The following is a 14,722-nucleotide window of genomic DNA, read 5'->3' on the forward strand; positions in this document are numbered from 1 at the left end:
ACTAATTTGTTATAGAGAAGTAGGATAAAATGGAAATCATTTAAGAGGTGACGAAAGTGACAGAACAAGATCATGCACATCACTCAGAACAAATTAAAACAAATTTGAAATCAAGATTAAATAGAATTGAAGGACAAGTTCGTGCTATCAACCGAATGATAGAAGAAGATGTTTATTGTGATGATGTTTTAACACAAATTAGAGCAACACGTTCAGCTTTAAATAGTGTAGCTACTAAATTATTAGAACAACATATGAAGAGTTGTATAACTGAAAAAGTCAATAATGGTCATCAAGAAGAAGCCATGGAAGAGTTACTTGTAACTTTTCAAAAATTAATGAAAGATTGAGGGAAATAAAGTGCAACAAAAAATCGTTTATACTTCAGGAATCAAAACGACTGAACAAGGTAACAAAATGGAAACAATATTAAAGGAAATGATAGGTGTATATGATGCAAATGTAGATTTAAGCAATGGTCACATTTCAGTTGAATTTGAGACACCTGCTAATTTAAATAGTATCGAAAAAGAAATTTATGATTCTGGATTTAAAGTGCTTTATTAATCATTAGTATTATATATTAATATGACTAAGTTTAAGTTATAAAAGTTAAAGATTATAATAAATTTTTAAAATCATGTAGTAAAGTGATGTTGTTTGGGGTATGATGTATATGAAGTCAACCAAACGAGGTGTTATTAGTGAAGAATTCAGAGAAAATTCAAAATGTGGTTAATTTATTATCATCGTTAGGTGTAAATATTAAAAAAACTAAATCTCGTTTAGACATTATTAATACATTGCCTGCAACAAAACAAATCAGTCACGAATGTAAATAAGTGAATTGGATTTAGGTCAGTAAGCGCATTTTAATTGTGAGATGAAGTCGTCATTGAAAAATGGCGTCTTTTTTTATTTAAAAATAGAGTCAGTCCTTGTTTATAGGATTTGACTCTATTTTTTGTGTATTCTGTTACTTTTCAATAGATTGGTATTTTTTAGGTTCATGGTAATAGATAGCTAAAATAACACCAATACCTGTCATTAAACTCCAAAGTGAGCTACCACCATAACTTATAAATGGTAATGGGATACCAGTTATTGGAAGTAATTGAACCGTCATACCAATATTTTGTAATATATGGAATACGATTAAAGATACATATCCAATAATAAATACTTTGTTATATTGGTCATTAATTCGGCTAGCTAATCTAATTAAATGAAAAATTAACACTAAGAATAATAATATAAGTACAACTGAACCAATAAAGCCCATTTCTTCTCCAATTACTGAAAAAATAAAATCGGTATGGTTTTCAGGAATATAGACTTCACCATGATTATAACCTTTACCAAATAATTGACCTGAACCAATAGCTTTTAACGATTCAGTTAAATGATAACCATCTCCACTACTATATGAATAGGGATCTAACCATGAATTAATACGTCCCATTTGATACATCTTTATACCTAATAAATTTTCTATTAAAGAAGGTTTAAATATAATAGCAAGAATTATAGAAGCACCAATAACTATTGCTGAAATAAAGATAGGCGCTAGCAATCTCCAAGTGATTCCACTGACTAACATGATGCCTGCAATAATTGCACAAATAACTAAAGTTGTACCTAAGTCATTTTGTAATAAAATCAATGCCATAGGAATAATCGATACACCTATGATTTTGAAAAATAACATTAAATCAGATTGAAATGACTTGTTAAACGTAAATTGGTTATGACGTGCTACTACTTTTGATAATGCTAATATAAGAATAATTTTCATGAATTCTGATGGTTGGATACTTATAGGTCCTAAACTATACCAACTTTTAGCGCCATTAATCACAGGTGTTATAGCTGTTTCGGGTAATATTAATAGACCTACCAGTAAAATACAGAAAATTGTGTAAAGCAAATATGTATAATTTCTTATTTTTTTAGGTGAAATGAACATAATGATAATAGCCATTATAGTACCTAAAATATAGTACATGATTTGTCTGATACTAAAGTTAGCACTATACTGTCCGCCGCCCATGGCAGAACTAATTAATACGACACTAAATATTGCTAACAATGTAATAATTGCTACTAATATCCAGTCTACTTTAAGTAGCCAATGTTTGTTAGGCTCTTGACGGGATGAATATTTCATATTTTACTCCTTTTATAACACGTTATAAGATAATTATTTTTGTCTCATCTAAGATGTAGGCATCAATATTTTATCCATATTTATATAACGATTTTACATGACTTTTTTGAAATTTGCTAGAATATCAAGTTTGAAAACGATTCCTTATTTTTGAAAAGTTAATGTGAAGTTTAGTTCAAGGTTTAGAAAGGTTATTTAATTCGTCAGAGATACTCGTTACATTATTATATTATAAAATGCAAAAGTCATAGCAAATATGATAATATTAAGTTTCAGAGAAGTGCATGTATAGACTAAATACATATAATTAAATAGTGAAAATTTTAAAATGATATAACGCTGAAGATGAGCGTTTATTGGAGGAAAACGAAATGACAAAAGAGAATATTTGTATCGTTTATGGAGGAAAAAGTGCAGAACATGATGTTTCTATTTTAACTGCCCAAAATGTATTAAATGCAATAGATAAAAATGAATATCAAGTAGATATTATTTATATAACAAATGATGGCGAATGGAAAAAACAAGATAATATTACTCATCATATTGAATCAACTGATGAATTACGTATTAATGACATTCCAACAGGAGAAATTTCACAATTGTTAAGCAATGGTAGTTTAGGCAAATCATACGATGCTGTATTCCCATTATTACATGGACCTAATGGTGAAGATGGTACAATCCAAGGTTTATTTGAAGTACTGGATATTCCATATGTAGGTAATGGGGTATTAGCAGCTTCAAGTTCAATGGATAAATTAGTAATGAAACAATTATTTGAACATAGAGGTTTACCTCAATTACCATATATAAGTTTCTTAAGAAGTGAATACGAAAAATATGAAAATAATATTCTTAAATTAGTTAATGACAAATTAACTTACCCAGTATTTGTTAAGCCTGCAAACTTAGGATCAAGTGTTGGTATAAGCAAATGTAATAATGAAGAAGAATTAAAATCAGGTATTGAAGAAGCTTTCCAATTCGACCGTAAGTTAGTTATTGAACAAGGAATAGACGCAAGAGAAATTGAAGTAGCTGTTTTAGGTAATGACTATCCAGAAACTACTTGGCCTGGTGAAGTAGTTAAAGATGTTGCATTCTATGATTACAAATCAAAATACAAAGACGGTAAAATTCAATTACAAATCCCTGCTGACTTAGATCAAGATGTTCAAATGACATTAAGAAATATGGCTTTAGAAGCTTTTAAAGCAACTGATTGTTCAGGGTTAGTACGTGCGGATTTCTTTGTTACAAAAGACAATCAAATTTATATTAACGAAACAAACGCTATGCCAGGCTTTACTTCATTTAGTATGTATCCAAGTTTATGGGAGAATATGGGCTTATCTTATGCTGATTTAATTTCTAAATTAATAAGCTTAGCTAAAGAACGACACGAAGATAAAAAGAAAAATAAATATAAAATCGATTAAACGGAGTTGCTTTAGATGATAAACGTAACGTTAAAACAAATTAAAGAATGGATTGATTGTGATATAGATGAACAATATCTTGATCATTCCATTCATGGTGTCACTATAGATTCCAGAGCGATAAAAGAAGGTATGCTCTTTATACCTTTTAAAGGCGAAAATGTAGACGGTCATCGTTTCGTTGAACAAGCACTTAATGATGGTGCAGGTGCATCATTTTATCAAAAAGATTTTACACCGCCTGAACAAGTAAATGGCCCAATTATTTGGGTTGAAGATACATTAAATGCATTACAAGATTTGGCTAAAGCTTATTTAAAACATGTAAATCCAAAAGTAATTGCAGTTACTGGTTCAAATGGTAAAACGACAACTAAAGACATGATAGAGAGTGTTTTAAATACAGAATATAAAGTGAAAAAGACACAAGGAAACTATAATAATGAAATTGGAATGCCTTTAACCATTTTAGATTTAGATATAGATACTGAAATTTCAATCTTAGAAATGGGCATGTCAGGTTTCCATGAAATAGAATTATTGTCTTCAATTGCAGAACCGGATATCGCAGTAATTACTAATATTGGGGAATCACATATGCAAGATTTAGGTTCTCGTGAAGGTATTGCTCAAGCTAAATCAGAAATTACTATTGGTCTTAAAGCACAAGGCACATTTATATATGATGGCGATGAACCGCTTTTAAAACCTCATGTTGATAAAATTAAACAAGCTAAATGTATAAGTATTGGTTTAGAACAAGATAATACATTAGTGTGTCAAGTTGATGATAACGTTTCAACTGAAGGTATTGCTTTTACAATAAATCAAGAACAACATTATGAATTACCCATTTTAGGTATTCATAATATGAAAAATGCAGCTATAGCAATTGCTGTAGGACAAGAGTTAGGTTTATCCTATAACGTCATTCAAAACAATATAAAAAACGTTAAGTTAACTGGTATGAGAATGGAACGACATGAAACTGAGAACCATATAACTGTTATCAATGATGCTTATAATGCTAGCCCGACTAGTATGAAAGCAGCAATAGATACATTAAGTAATATGGAAGGCCGCAAATTGTTAGTACTAGGTGATGTTCTAGAATTAGGAGACAATAGTAAACAAATGCACGAAGAAGTTGGAAATTATTTACACGATAAAGATGTCAACCAATTATTTACGTTTGGTAAAGAAGCGGCATTTGTTCATAGTGCAGGCAAACAATTTGTGGGCGAGGCTTATCATTATGAAGATAAAAATAAACTTATTTCTCATATTACTGATATCGTTCAACCAAATGATAAAGTTTTAATTAAAGGCTCAAGAGGCATGAAATTAGAAGATGTAGTCGATGCACTAATTAAATAAAAAGTATTACATTCCAATAGTAAGACATATGTTAATTTCTAAGTTAAATGGGAATAACATAGTAGTCTTACTATTTTTATTTAAAAAATAAAATATATTTATGGAACGCTTTCAATATATGCATGTCACCATTTTAAAAGGAAATGTTTCATAATTAAGAGTCATTATTCACCACTATATACCAACTGCTTTATTGCTATAATAAATGTTAGGTGGTACTATTAAGAAGTTGATAAAACATAAATGAACATATATGCAAATAAGTATATTGAGAAATAAACAGGTAAAAGGAGAATTATTTTGCAAAATTTTAAAGAACTAGGGATTTCGGATAAAACGGTTCAAACACTTGAATCAATGGGGTTTAAAGAGCCAACTCCTATCCAAAAAGATAGTATCCCTTATGCGTTAGAAGGATACGACATCCTTGGACAAGCCCAAACAGGTACTGGTAAAACGGGTGCGTTTGGAATACCTTTAATTGAAAAGGTAGTTGGAGAACAAGGTGTTCAATCATTAATTCTAGCGCCTACTAGAGAATTAGCGATGCAAGTTGCAGAGCAATTAAAAGTATTTAGTAAAGGTCAAAATGTACAAGTCGTTACAGTATTTGGTGGTATGCCAATCGAACGTCAAATTAAAGCACTAAAAAAAGGTCCACAAATTGTTGTTGGTACTCCAGGACGTGTTATTGACCATTTAAATAGACGTACATTAAAAACTAATGATATTCATACACTTATTTTGGATGAAGCTGATGAAATGATGAACATGGGATTCATCGACGATATGAGATTTATTATGGATAAAATTCCAGCTGAGCAACGTCAAACGATGCTATTCTCAGCAACAATGCCTAAAGCTATCCAAACTTTAGTACAACAATTTATGAAAACACCTAAAATTATTAAAACAATGAATAATGAAATGTCAGATCCTCAAATCGACGAATATTATACAATTGTTAAAGAATTAGAAAAATTCGATACTTTCACAAACTTCCTAGATGTACATCAACCAGAATTGGCAATTGTATTTGGACGTACAAAACGCCGTGTTGATGAATTAACAAGTGCATTATTATCTAAAGGATATAAAGCTGAAGGTTTACATGGTGATATTACTCAAGCTAAACGTTTAGAAGTATTGAAAAAATTCAAAAATGATCAAATCGACATCTTAGTTGCAACAGACGTAGCAGCGAGAGGATTAGATATTTCAGGCGTAAGTCACGTTTATAACTTCGATATTCCACAAGATACTGAAAGCTATACTCATAGAATCGGTCGTACAGGTCGTGCCGGAAAAGAAGGTATCGCTGTTACTTTTGTGAATCCAATTGAAATGGATTATATTCGTCAAATCGAAGATGCTAACAATAGAAGAATGAATGCTTTAAGACCACCCCATCGTAAAGAAGTCTTAAAAGCACGTGAAGATGACATCAAAGAAAAAGTTCAAAACTGGATGTCTAAAGAAAACGAACCACGTTTACAACGAATTTCAAGTGAATTACTTGAAGAGTATAACGATGTTGAACTAGTTGCATCATTATTACAAGAATTAGTTGAAGCAAACGATGAAGTAGAAGTTCAATTAACATTCGAAAAACCATTATCACGTAAAGGACGTAACTCTAAAGGAAATAATAATTCTAGAAGAGGCAATAATAAACGTGGTGGCGGTAAATTCGATAATAAAAATAGACGTTCATCAAAAGGTTTCTCTTCAAAGAAAAATAATAATAAAAAGTTTGATCGTAAAGATAAATCATCTCAAAACTCAAACAAAACAATGAAAGGTCGCACATTCGCTGACCATCAAAAATAAAAATTTATCAATACTCAATATATAATTTGTTTTCTAAAGAAGCACACAATTAATTTAAATTAATTGTGTGCTTCTTACTTTTGTCTTGGCGAATAGAAAATAAAAGTAATTTTTAAGTGATGAACGTTAATAAAAATGAAGCGACATTTAGAAGAAAAATTGACTATGCTATAATGTGGTTAAAAATTATAAAGGAGCTAAATTAATGAATAGTACATTTCATAAAAGTCCAAAAAATGCTTTAACATACTACTTCTTAACAGCGGGACTCAGTTTTATTATTGAAATAATTATCTATGCTATTCTTTTTTATCTTTGGTATCAATTTAATTGGTGGCACTTTATTATATACATATACATAGTGTTATGGATCGTAAGTTTAATTAGATTGATTTCAAGTCCTTTACTTAAATACAATTATTTATTTTATAGAATTCAAAATAATGTCATAGAAGTTAAGTCAACTTTTTTCTTTAAACATCAAGATATTTCTAAAATTGAAAGACTACAATTTTTACAAATAAATACTAATCCTTTAGCGAGAAAGTTTAAAATTAATGAAATAACATTTGTTTCTGCTGGTCATAGTTTTGAACTTCCATTTGTATCCGAAGAAGAAGCAGAATTTATACAAGAACAGATATTTAGTCAATTGAGAGGAGCAGAATATGATGTATAGTCCGCAAAAATTGCATCCGATATCATATGTTTCCGGATTGATAGAAGCTTTCAAACAAAATTTTATAGTTATCATTATCTTTTTAGTTTTTAATTTTAAAGATTTTGATTTTACTAATTTACGTGAATATATTGTTCCCGCATTATTAACTATCTTTTTCTTAATATCGTTTATTGGTCAAATTTTAAAAGTATATAATACTCGGTATTGGATAGAGAACAATCATTTCATATTGACTACAGGAATATTTAATAAAGAACGTAAAGAATTAGATATAAGTCGTATTCAATCTGTAGACACTTCTCAAGATATAATTAATCAGATTGTTGGTGGTGTGCAGTTACAGATAAAAACACCTAGTGATGGTTTAGAACTTTCAACCATCTCAAAAACACAAAGTATTGAAATAGAAAACACAATTAAAGACATACAAAATCAATTAAGTAATAATGATGAAAAGGATGTTAATCTTGTTTCTTATTTAAATGTGGATTCAAGCGTCGATAACATTCAAGGGAATTTTGAAAATGATATGCCAGGTCAACGAAAACGCGTGTTTAAATTATCATTTAAAAATTTAATATTAATGTCTTTATCAAGCGGAGCTATAGGAGTTGCATTAGCGACTATTTCACCAATTGTAGGTAGTTTTTCTAATCTTATTCCATGGAATAGAATTACAAATGAATTATTCAGTTTTGCTAATGCTATAGCGATTGTAATAAGCATAGTAGTAGGATTGATTTTGATATTAAGTTACATAGTGGGGGCATTAATCAATTTAATTAGATATTATGGTTACACCATGACACAAGAAGGACATCAATTAAAAATTCAATATGGATTATTAACAAAAAAGAATATAACTGTACCTACAAATCGCATACAAGCTGTTATTGAACGTCAATCTTATATTAGAAAATTATTCGGTTTTACAGCTATACACGTATTAATAACTAGTGATATTGATGAAAAACTTGAAGACGACACTAGTAGTGATGGTGAAATAATGATCATTCCTTTTATAAAGCGCAAAATGGCTTATGAGATTATTCATGATTTAATACCTGAAATGGCGTTTAAAACTGCAAATTTAGGTATGCCATGGAAAGGATTTCATAGACATTTCTTAATTCCATCTATCATATTAGTTATCATTGGGATAATAGGCAGTTACTTTTGGTCTGCATGGTCATTTTTCTTTATAGGTATTATCATTATAGCTTTAATTATACAAGCTTTAATTTATATTAAATTATCAGGCTTAAAGCTTAAAAATGATGAATTAACAATTCAAAAATCAAATTTATTCAGTATCAAAAGATATTATGTAAAATATGACAAAATCATAGGTATGGAAATTGATGCACATCCACTTTTAATTAGAAATCAACTTGGCAATTTTGCATTTTTAATTGCAAAAGGAGCCAGTCATCAATCAATAGGGTTAAAATTTAAGGATGAAAAAACAATTAAATATCTAAAATCTTGGTATGTAGGAGGTGACCAACATGTCGAATTATAATTATATGGATGATAAAGCTAAAAAAGTGATGATAATGGCTAATCTAATATGGTTAAGTATACTCTTTGTTATTCTCATTATTACTTTAGTTTTAAACTGGAAATTCTTTCATATATCAGACTCTTGGTCACTAATAATTGGAGAAATTGTATTGTTTATTATATGCTGTGTTTTAGCATTGATAATCATTCCTATATTTAGATATAAAAACTTTAGATATAAAATTGATGAAAATGAAATCCATGTTAGAACAGGTATATTTTTCATAAATACGAATATCATTCCTTTCTTTAGAATTCAGAATATTGATGTTAATGAAGGTTTAATAATGAGGAAATATAACCTTGCAACAATTACTTTATCAACAGCTGGTGGCAATTCTGAAATGTCTTTAATAAATATTAAGAATGCTCAGCAAATAAAACGATTAATTAAAGAAAGACGAAATAATCAAAATAATAATCAATATGATGTAAAATAAAAAAGTAATGTAGCATCTAAAATAATGAGGCGGAAAAATGATATATGGAATAGGTGTAGATTTAATAGAGATAGAAAGAATTAGAAAAGTATATAATAAACAAAAGATGAAATTTGTGGAAAGAATTCTTTCAGAAGATGAATTAATGACGTTTAATCAATTCACACAGGAAAAACGTAAAATAGAATATTTAGCTGGAAGATTTTCAACTAAAGAAGCGTTTAGTAAAGCGCTAGGAACTGGTTTAGGGAAAACAATAGCTTTTAATGATATCAATTGTTATAACAATAACTTAGGTAAACCGTGTATTGATTACAAGGGTTTTCGAGTTCATGTCAGTATTACTCACACTGATAATTATGCAATGAGCCAAGTGTTATTAGAACAATTAGATGATAATAAACAATTCAAATAGGTGAAGTTTTGAAATGAGTTGTTAGGCTTTAAAGGAGGAAATAAGATTATGTCAGAAAAATTTTATAGATCGACATATTTAAATATAGACTTGAATGCAATCTTATCCAATTATCAGACTTTTGATAAATTGCATGCTAATAAAACTGTTATCTCAGTAATTAAAGCTAATGGATATGGTTTAGGAAGTGTTAAAATCGCTCAACATTTAATGGAGCATGGTGCTTCTTTCTTTGCAGTAGCAACCTTAGATGAAGCAATCGAACTACGTATGCATGGTATTAAAGCTAAAATCTTAATATTAGGGGTTATTCCACCTACAGATATTAATAAAGCTATACAACATCGTGTTGCATTGACTGTTCCAACGAAAGCATGGTTAAAAGAATCAATTAAGAATATTTCTGATGAAAATGACAAAGCGTTATGGCTGCATTTAAAACTTGATACTGGTATGGGCAGATTAGGAATGAAAGATGTAGAAGAGTATCAAGAAGTCGTAGATATTATTAGTAAATATGAAGATTTAGTGTTCGAAGGCGTTTATACACATTTTGCTAGTGCTGATGAACCTGGTGATTCTATGGCTAACCAATACCAACTGTTTCAAAATATAGTTAATCAGGTCGACAAACCACCATATATTCATGCTCAAAATTCTGCTGGTTCATTATTAATGGATGGACAATTTTGTAACGCCATTCGTCTAGGTATATCACTTTATGGATACTATCCATCCGAATATGTAAGTCAAAATGTTAAAGTTCATCTAAAGCCAAGTACACAATTAGTCAGTGAAATTGTTCAAACAAAAACATTAAATGAAGGTGAATCTGTTAGTTACGGCAGCACATTTACTGCAACCGAGCCAACAAGAATTGCTATTTTACCTATAGGATATGCAGATGGTTATTTACGTTCAATGCAAGGAGCTTTCGTCAACGTTAATGGGAATCAATGTGAAGTGATTGGTAGAGTCTGTATGGATCAAACAATTGTAAAAGTCCCAGACACAGTTAAAGTTGGTGATAAAGTTATATTATTAGATAATCATTCAGATACGAATCAATCTGTTGAAGCATTAGCTAAGAAACAAGATACGATTAATTATGAAGTCTTATGTAATTTATCAAGAAGATTGCCACGTATTTATTATGAAAATGATAATACTGAGATAACTAATGAATTATTAAAATAAGTATAGTCACTGTTTTCAAAATTTGTTATTATTAAGATAAATCAATAAACCTTAAAAAACGCTACTTTTGAAACCAATGGAGGTTCTTTGTATGTTATCTTTTAATCAAAATAGAAGTTACAGTTTAGAGCAATCTTTAAAAGAAGGTTATGCACAAATGGCTGATTTAAATCTCTCCCTAGCAACCGAAGCTTTTCCAATTGAATGTGAAGCGTGCGATTGCAATGAAACATATTTAACTTCTAACGCTAAGAATGAATGATTAGAAGAGGAGATGTTTATCTAGCAGATTTATCACCTGTTCAAGGGTCCGAACAAGGGGGAGTAAGACCCGTCGTTATTATTCAAAATGACACAGGTAATAAATATAGTCCAACAGTAATTGTTGCAGCAATTACTGGAAGGATTAACAAAGCTAAGATACCCACACATGTAGAAATAGAAAAGAAGAAGTATAAACTTGATAAAGATTCTGTAATCTTACTTGAACAAATTCGAACGTTAGATAAAAATCGTTTGAAAGAAAAGCTCACATATTTGTCAGAAAACAAAATGAAAGAAGTAGATTACGCCCTAGACATCAGTCTAGGTTTACATAATTTTAATCATCCAAAGACTTAAATTATTGTATGTATTTAACAAATACAAATAAAATAATGAAATAAAAGACAATAACTTTATAATAATTATAACTGCATGAATGTTTAACTAATTAATTTATTTTAATTGTTAAACCATGCATTTTTAACATATTAAGAGCAATGATAGTTATTTCGAAGGACTATTTATTATAAAAGGATGTCTTAAGTTTAGTTATATGGCTTTAGGTATTCCACTCCTAAAGTCTTTTTTAGATAGTTAACAAAACTGTGTAATGCTATTAAAAAACATAAATGTAGCGATTGGGAAACAAGTATTAATGTTGTAGTTAGGAGGCAAAAATCGTGGAAGAATTTAAAAAAGATTATAAAAAATTGATAGATGAAAGCTTAAGCACGAATAACAAAACACAATTAATAAAGAAGTGTGAAGAATTCACTAATGAAGTTATAAAAAAAGATATTTTGCCAGAAGATATTGTTGAAATACATAAAAATTATATTTCTTCATTAGACATAGCTGAACATGAGGCACTTAACACATTAGATGTTTTACAGGAAGTTGTTAAAGGATTTGGATATAGTTATAGAGACTATCAAAAATTAGTCAATAAACTACAATACCACGATAAAGAAATTGATTTAGCTTCTAGACTACAACAAACTATGTTAAAAACAGATATTCCTCAGTTTGATAGTATACAAATTGGCGTTATTTCAGTTGCTGCTCAAAAAGTAAGTGGAGATTATTTTAACTTAATTGATCATAATGATGGAACTATGAGTTTTGCCGTTGCAGATGTCATTGGGAAGGGAATTCCAGCTGCATTAGCTATGAGTATGATTAAATTTGGTATGGATTCTTATGGACATTCACAATTACCAAGTGAAGGTTTAAAGCGACTTAACCGTGTTGTTGAAAAAAACGTAAATCAAAATATGTTCGTTACAATGTTCTATGGTTTATATGAAGAAATGAACCATTTATTATATTGTAGTTCAGCTGGACATGAACCTGGATACGTTTATCGTGCTGAAACTGAAGAATTTCAAGAAATAGAAGTAAGAGGACGCGTGTTAGGTATTAGTCAACAAACACGGTATAGCCAACAAGAAATTCCTATTTATATTGATGATTTAGTAATAATTCTTACGGATGGCGTAACTGAAGCTAGAAATAAAGAAGGCGAATTTATAAAAAAAGAGACATTATTGAATCTTATTAAAAAATATAAGCATATGCACCCACAGGACATAGTTCAAATTATTTATGAAGCTATTTTAAAAGTACAAAATCCTCATAAAAAAGATGATATGACCATATTGATTATAAAACGAGTGAATTAAACTTTAATTTATGATTAAGGAATTATGACAATGGGTATAATTATTCTTGAATAGTAAACTAGAAGAATCGAAATACAATTAGGAGTGTAATTAAATGAATCTTAATATTGAAACTGTCACACATGATACATATTATGAAGTTAAAGTTGGCGGAGAACTTGATGTTTATACAGTACCTGAACTAGAAGAGGTACTTGTGCCAATGAGACAAGAAGGTACACATGACATCCATGTAAATTTAGCAAATGTAAGCTATATGGACTCAACAGGTTTAGGTCTATTTGTAGGAACGCTAAAAGCATTAAATCAAAACGATAAAGAGCTTTATATCTTAGGAGTATCTGACCGTATTGGAAGACTCTTTGATATTACTGGATTAAAAGATTTAATGCATGTTAATGAAGGAACGGAGGTAGAGTAACATGCAATCTAAACAAGATTATATTGAAATGCGGTTACCAGCTTCTGCCGAATATGTAAGTTTAATTAGATTAACACTGTCTGGTGTGTTTACCAGAGCAGGTGCATCATATGATGATATAGAAGATTCAAAAATTGCGGTTAGTGAAGCTGTAACTAATGCAGTAAAACATGCTTATAAACATAATCCTGAAACAGGCATGATTAATTTGTGCTTTGAAGTATTTGACGATAAAATTAAAATTGTTATTTCAGATCAAGGTGAAAGTTTTGATTATGAAACTACTAAGTCTAACTTAGGACCATACGATAATAACGAAAATGTAGATTTCTTACGTGAAGGCGGATTAGGTTTATTCTTAATTGAATCCCTTATGGATGAGGTTACTGTTTACAAAGAATCTGGTGTTACGATAAGTATGACTAAGTATATTAAAAAAGAGCAGGTGCGAAATAATGACGAAAGAGTCGAAATCAGTTAATGATGTATCACCTGAACAGATTAACCAATGGATTAAAGAACACCAAGAAGACCAAAGTAGTGGCGCTCAAGATAAATTAGTTCGTCATTACCGAAAACTAATTGAATCATTAGCTTATAAATACTCTAAAGGTCAATCACATCATGAAGATTTAGTTCAAGTGGGAATGGTTGGTTTAATAGGTGCTATAAATAGATTTGATTTGTCATTTGATCGAAAATTTGAAGCATTCCTAGTGCCAACAGTTATTGGTGAAATTAAAAGATATTTGAGAGACAAAACATGGAGTGTTCATGTTCCAAGACGTATAAAAGAAATTGGTCCTCGTATAAAGAAGGTTAGTGATGAACTTACAAATGAATTAGAACGCTCACCATCAATTAGTGAGATTGCTGAACGTTTAGAAGTTACTGATGAAGAAGTTCTTGAAGCTATGGAAATGGGCCAAAGTTATAATGCGCTAAGTGTAGATCATTCAATCGAAGCAGATAAAGATGGTTCAACAGTTACATTGTTGGATATTATGGGTCAACAAGATGATAATTATGACCTTACTGAAAAACGAATGATTCTAGAAAGAATTCTACCAATATTATCAGATAGAGAAAAAGAAATCATACAATGTACGTTTATCGAAGGTCTTAGTCAAAAAGAAACTGGTGAACGTATAGGTCTGAGCCAAATGCATGTATCACGATTACAACGTACTGCAATCAAAAAGTTGCAAGAAGCAGCTAATCAGTAAATAATTAAATTTAAAA

18 protein-coding genes are annotated in these 14,722 nt (G+C 29.8%); 17 read left to right on the plus strand and 1 reads right to left on the minus strand.

Annotated features, from left to right (window positions below):
- Positions 1-56 precede the first annotated feature (56 nt).
- The 3 genes from csoR to NSQ15_RS03895 all read left to right on the plus strand — a co-directional run bounded on the left by csoR (position 57) and on the right by NSQ15_RS03895 (position 842).
- The gene (gene csoR, locus NSQ15_RS03885) at positions 57-350 is read left to right on the plus strand and encodes a copper-sensing transcriptional repressor CsoR (protein WP_017636753.1); all 294 of its coding nucleotides are present in this window, start codon (positions 57-59) and stop codon (positions 348-350) included.
- Positions 351-360: 10 nt separating this feature from the next.
- Positions 361-567, plus strand: a complete 207-nt coding sequence (gene csoZ, locus NSQ15_RS03890) for a putative copper chaperone CsoZ (RefSeq protein WP_070452945.1) — start codon at positions 361-363, stop codon at positions 565-567.
- Between the two features lie 137 nt (positions 568-704).
- Positions 705-842, plus strand: coding sequence for an Lmo0850 family protein (locus NSQ15_RS03895; protein WP_017636751.1), 138 nt, complete (start codon positions 705-707; stop codon positions 840-842).
- A gap of 134 nt (positions 843-976) precedes the next feature.
- Here NSQ15_RS03895 and NSQ15_RS03900 read toward each other — a convergent pair whose 3' ends face one another.
- Positions 977-2,167: an FtsW/RodA/SpoVE family cell cycle protein gene (locus NSQ15_RS03900; protein ID WP_046466910.1), complete on the minus strand. Its 1,191-nt coding sequence runs from the start codon at positions 2,165-2,167 to the stop codon at positions 977-979.
- Positions 2,168-2,538: 371 nt separating this feature from the next.
- Here NSQ15_RS03900 and NSQ15_RS03905 point away from each other — a divergent pair, with 371 nt between their 5' ends.
- The 14 genes from NSQ15_RS03905 to sigB all read left to right on the plus strand — a co-directional run bounded on the left by NSQ15_RS03905 (position 2,539) and on the right by sigB (position 14,706).
- Positions 2,539-3,609 carry a D-alanine--D-alanine ligase gene (locus NSQ15_RS03905; protein ID WP_029056190.1) on the plus strand — a complete coding sequence of 357 codons (1,071 nt, stop codon included), beginning with the start codon at positions 2,539-2,541 and terminating at the stop codon, positions 3,607-3,609.
- Between the two features lie 15 nt (positions 3,610-3,624).
- Positions 3,625-4,986, plus strand: a complete 1,362-nt coding sequence (locus NSQ15_RS03910; protein WP_340746953.1) for a UDP-N-acetylmuramoyl-tripeptide--D-alanyl-D-alanine ligase — start codon at positions 3,625-3,627, stop codon at positions 4,984-4,986.
- 300 nt (positions 4,987-5,286) lie between these two features.
- The gene (cshA, locus tag NSQ15_RS03915) at positions 5,287-6,816 is read left to right on the plus strand and encodes a degradosome RNA helicase CshA (protein ID WP_017636747.1); all 1,530 of its coding nucleotides are present in this window, start codon (positions 5,287-5,289) and stop codon (positions 6,814-6,816) included.
- 205 nt (positions 6,817-7,021) lie between these two features.
- Entirely contained in the window at positions 7,022-7,495 is a 474-nt protein-coding gene (locus NSQ15_RS03920) for a PH domain-containing protein (RefSeq protein ID WP_029056193.1), read from the plus strand.
- The gene (locus tag NSQ15_RS03925; RefSeq protein WP_070452939.1) at positions 7,488-9,020 is read left to right on the plus strand and encodes a PH domain-containing protein; all 1,533 of its coding nucleotides are present in this window, start codon (positions 7,488-7,490) and stop codon (positions 9,018-9,020) included. Before NSQ15_RS03920 ends, NSQ15_RS03925 begins: the two co-directional genes overlap by 8 nt.
- Entirely contained in the window at positions 9,007-9,501 is a 495-nt protein-coding gene (locus tag NSQ15_RS03930) for a PH domain-containing protein (RefSeq protein ID WP_070452937.1), read from the plus strand. The genes NSQ15_RS03925 and NSQ15_RS03930 overlap by 14 nt, the downstream gene beginning before the upstream one ends.
- Before the next feature lie 37 nt (positions 9,502-9,538).
- Positions 9,539-9,916: a holo-ACP synthase gene (acpS, locus tag NSQ15_RS03935; protein ID WP_046466914.1), complete on the plus strand. Its 378-nt coding sequence runs from the start codon at positions 9,539-9,541 to the stop codon at positions 9,914-9,916.
- Between the two features lie 48 nt (positions 9,917-9,964).
- Positions 9,965-11,113, plus strand: coding sequence for an alanine racemase (gene alr / locus NSQ15_RS03940; RefSeq protein ID WP_119622766.1), 1,149 nt, complete (start codon positions 9,965-9,967; stop codon positions 11,111-11,113).
- 91 nt (positions 11,114-11,204) lie between these two features.
- Positions 11,205-11,375, plus strand: coding sequence for a type II toxin-antitoxin system antitoxin MazE (gene mazE / locus NSQ15_RS03945; RefSeq protein WP_002451626.1), 171 nt, complete (start codon positions 11,205-11,207; stop codon positions 11,373-11,375).
- Positions 11,372-11,734, plus strand: a complete 363-nt coding sequence (locus NSQ15_RS03950) for a type II toxin-antitoxin system PemK/MazF family toxin (RefSeq protein WP_017637331.1) — start codon at positions 11,372-11,374, stop codon at positions 11,732-11,734. Before mazE ends, NSQ15_RS03950 begins: the two co-directional genes overlap by 4 nt.
- 323 nt (positions 11,735-12,057) lie before the next feature.
- The gene (locus tag NSQ15_RS03955) at positions 12,058-13,059 is read left to right on the plus strand and encodes a SpoIIE family protein phosphatase (RefSeq protein WP_017637330.1); all 1,002 of its coding nucleotides are present in this window, start codon (positions 12,058-12,060) and stop codon (positions 13,057-13,059) included.
- Positions 13,060-13,153: 94 nt separating this feature from the next.
- Positions 13,154-13,480: an anti-sigma factor antagonist gene (locus NSQ15_RS03960; RefSeq protein ID WP_029056199.1), complete on the plus strand. Its 327-nt coding sequence runs from the start codon at positions 13,154-13,156 to the stop codon at positions 13,478-13,480.
- A gap of 1 nt (position 13,481) precedes the next feature.
- Entirely contained in the window at positions 13,482-13,961 is a 480-nt protein-coding gene (gene rsbW, locus NSQ15_RS03965; RefSeq protein ID WP_017637328.1) for an anti-sigma B factor RsbW, read from the plus strand.
- Positions 13,936-14,706, plus strand: a complete 771-nt coding sequence (gene sigB / locus NSQ15_RS03970) for an RNA polymerase sigma factor SigB (protein ID WP_029056200.1) — start codon at positions 13,936-13,938, stop codon at positions 14,704-14,706. The genes rsbW and sigB overlap by 26 nt, the downstream gene beginning before the upstream one ends.
- The last annotated feature ends 16 nt before the right edge of the window (positions 14,707-14,722 follow it).

This window comes from Staphylococcus sp. FSL W8-0774 (assembly GCF_038006785.1).
GTDB classification, from domain to species: Bacteria; Bacillota; Bacilli; order Staphylococcales; family Staphylococcaceae; genus Staphylococcus; species Staphylococcus pasteuri.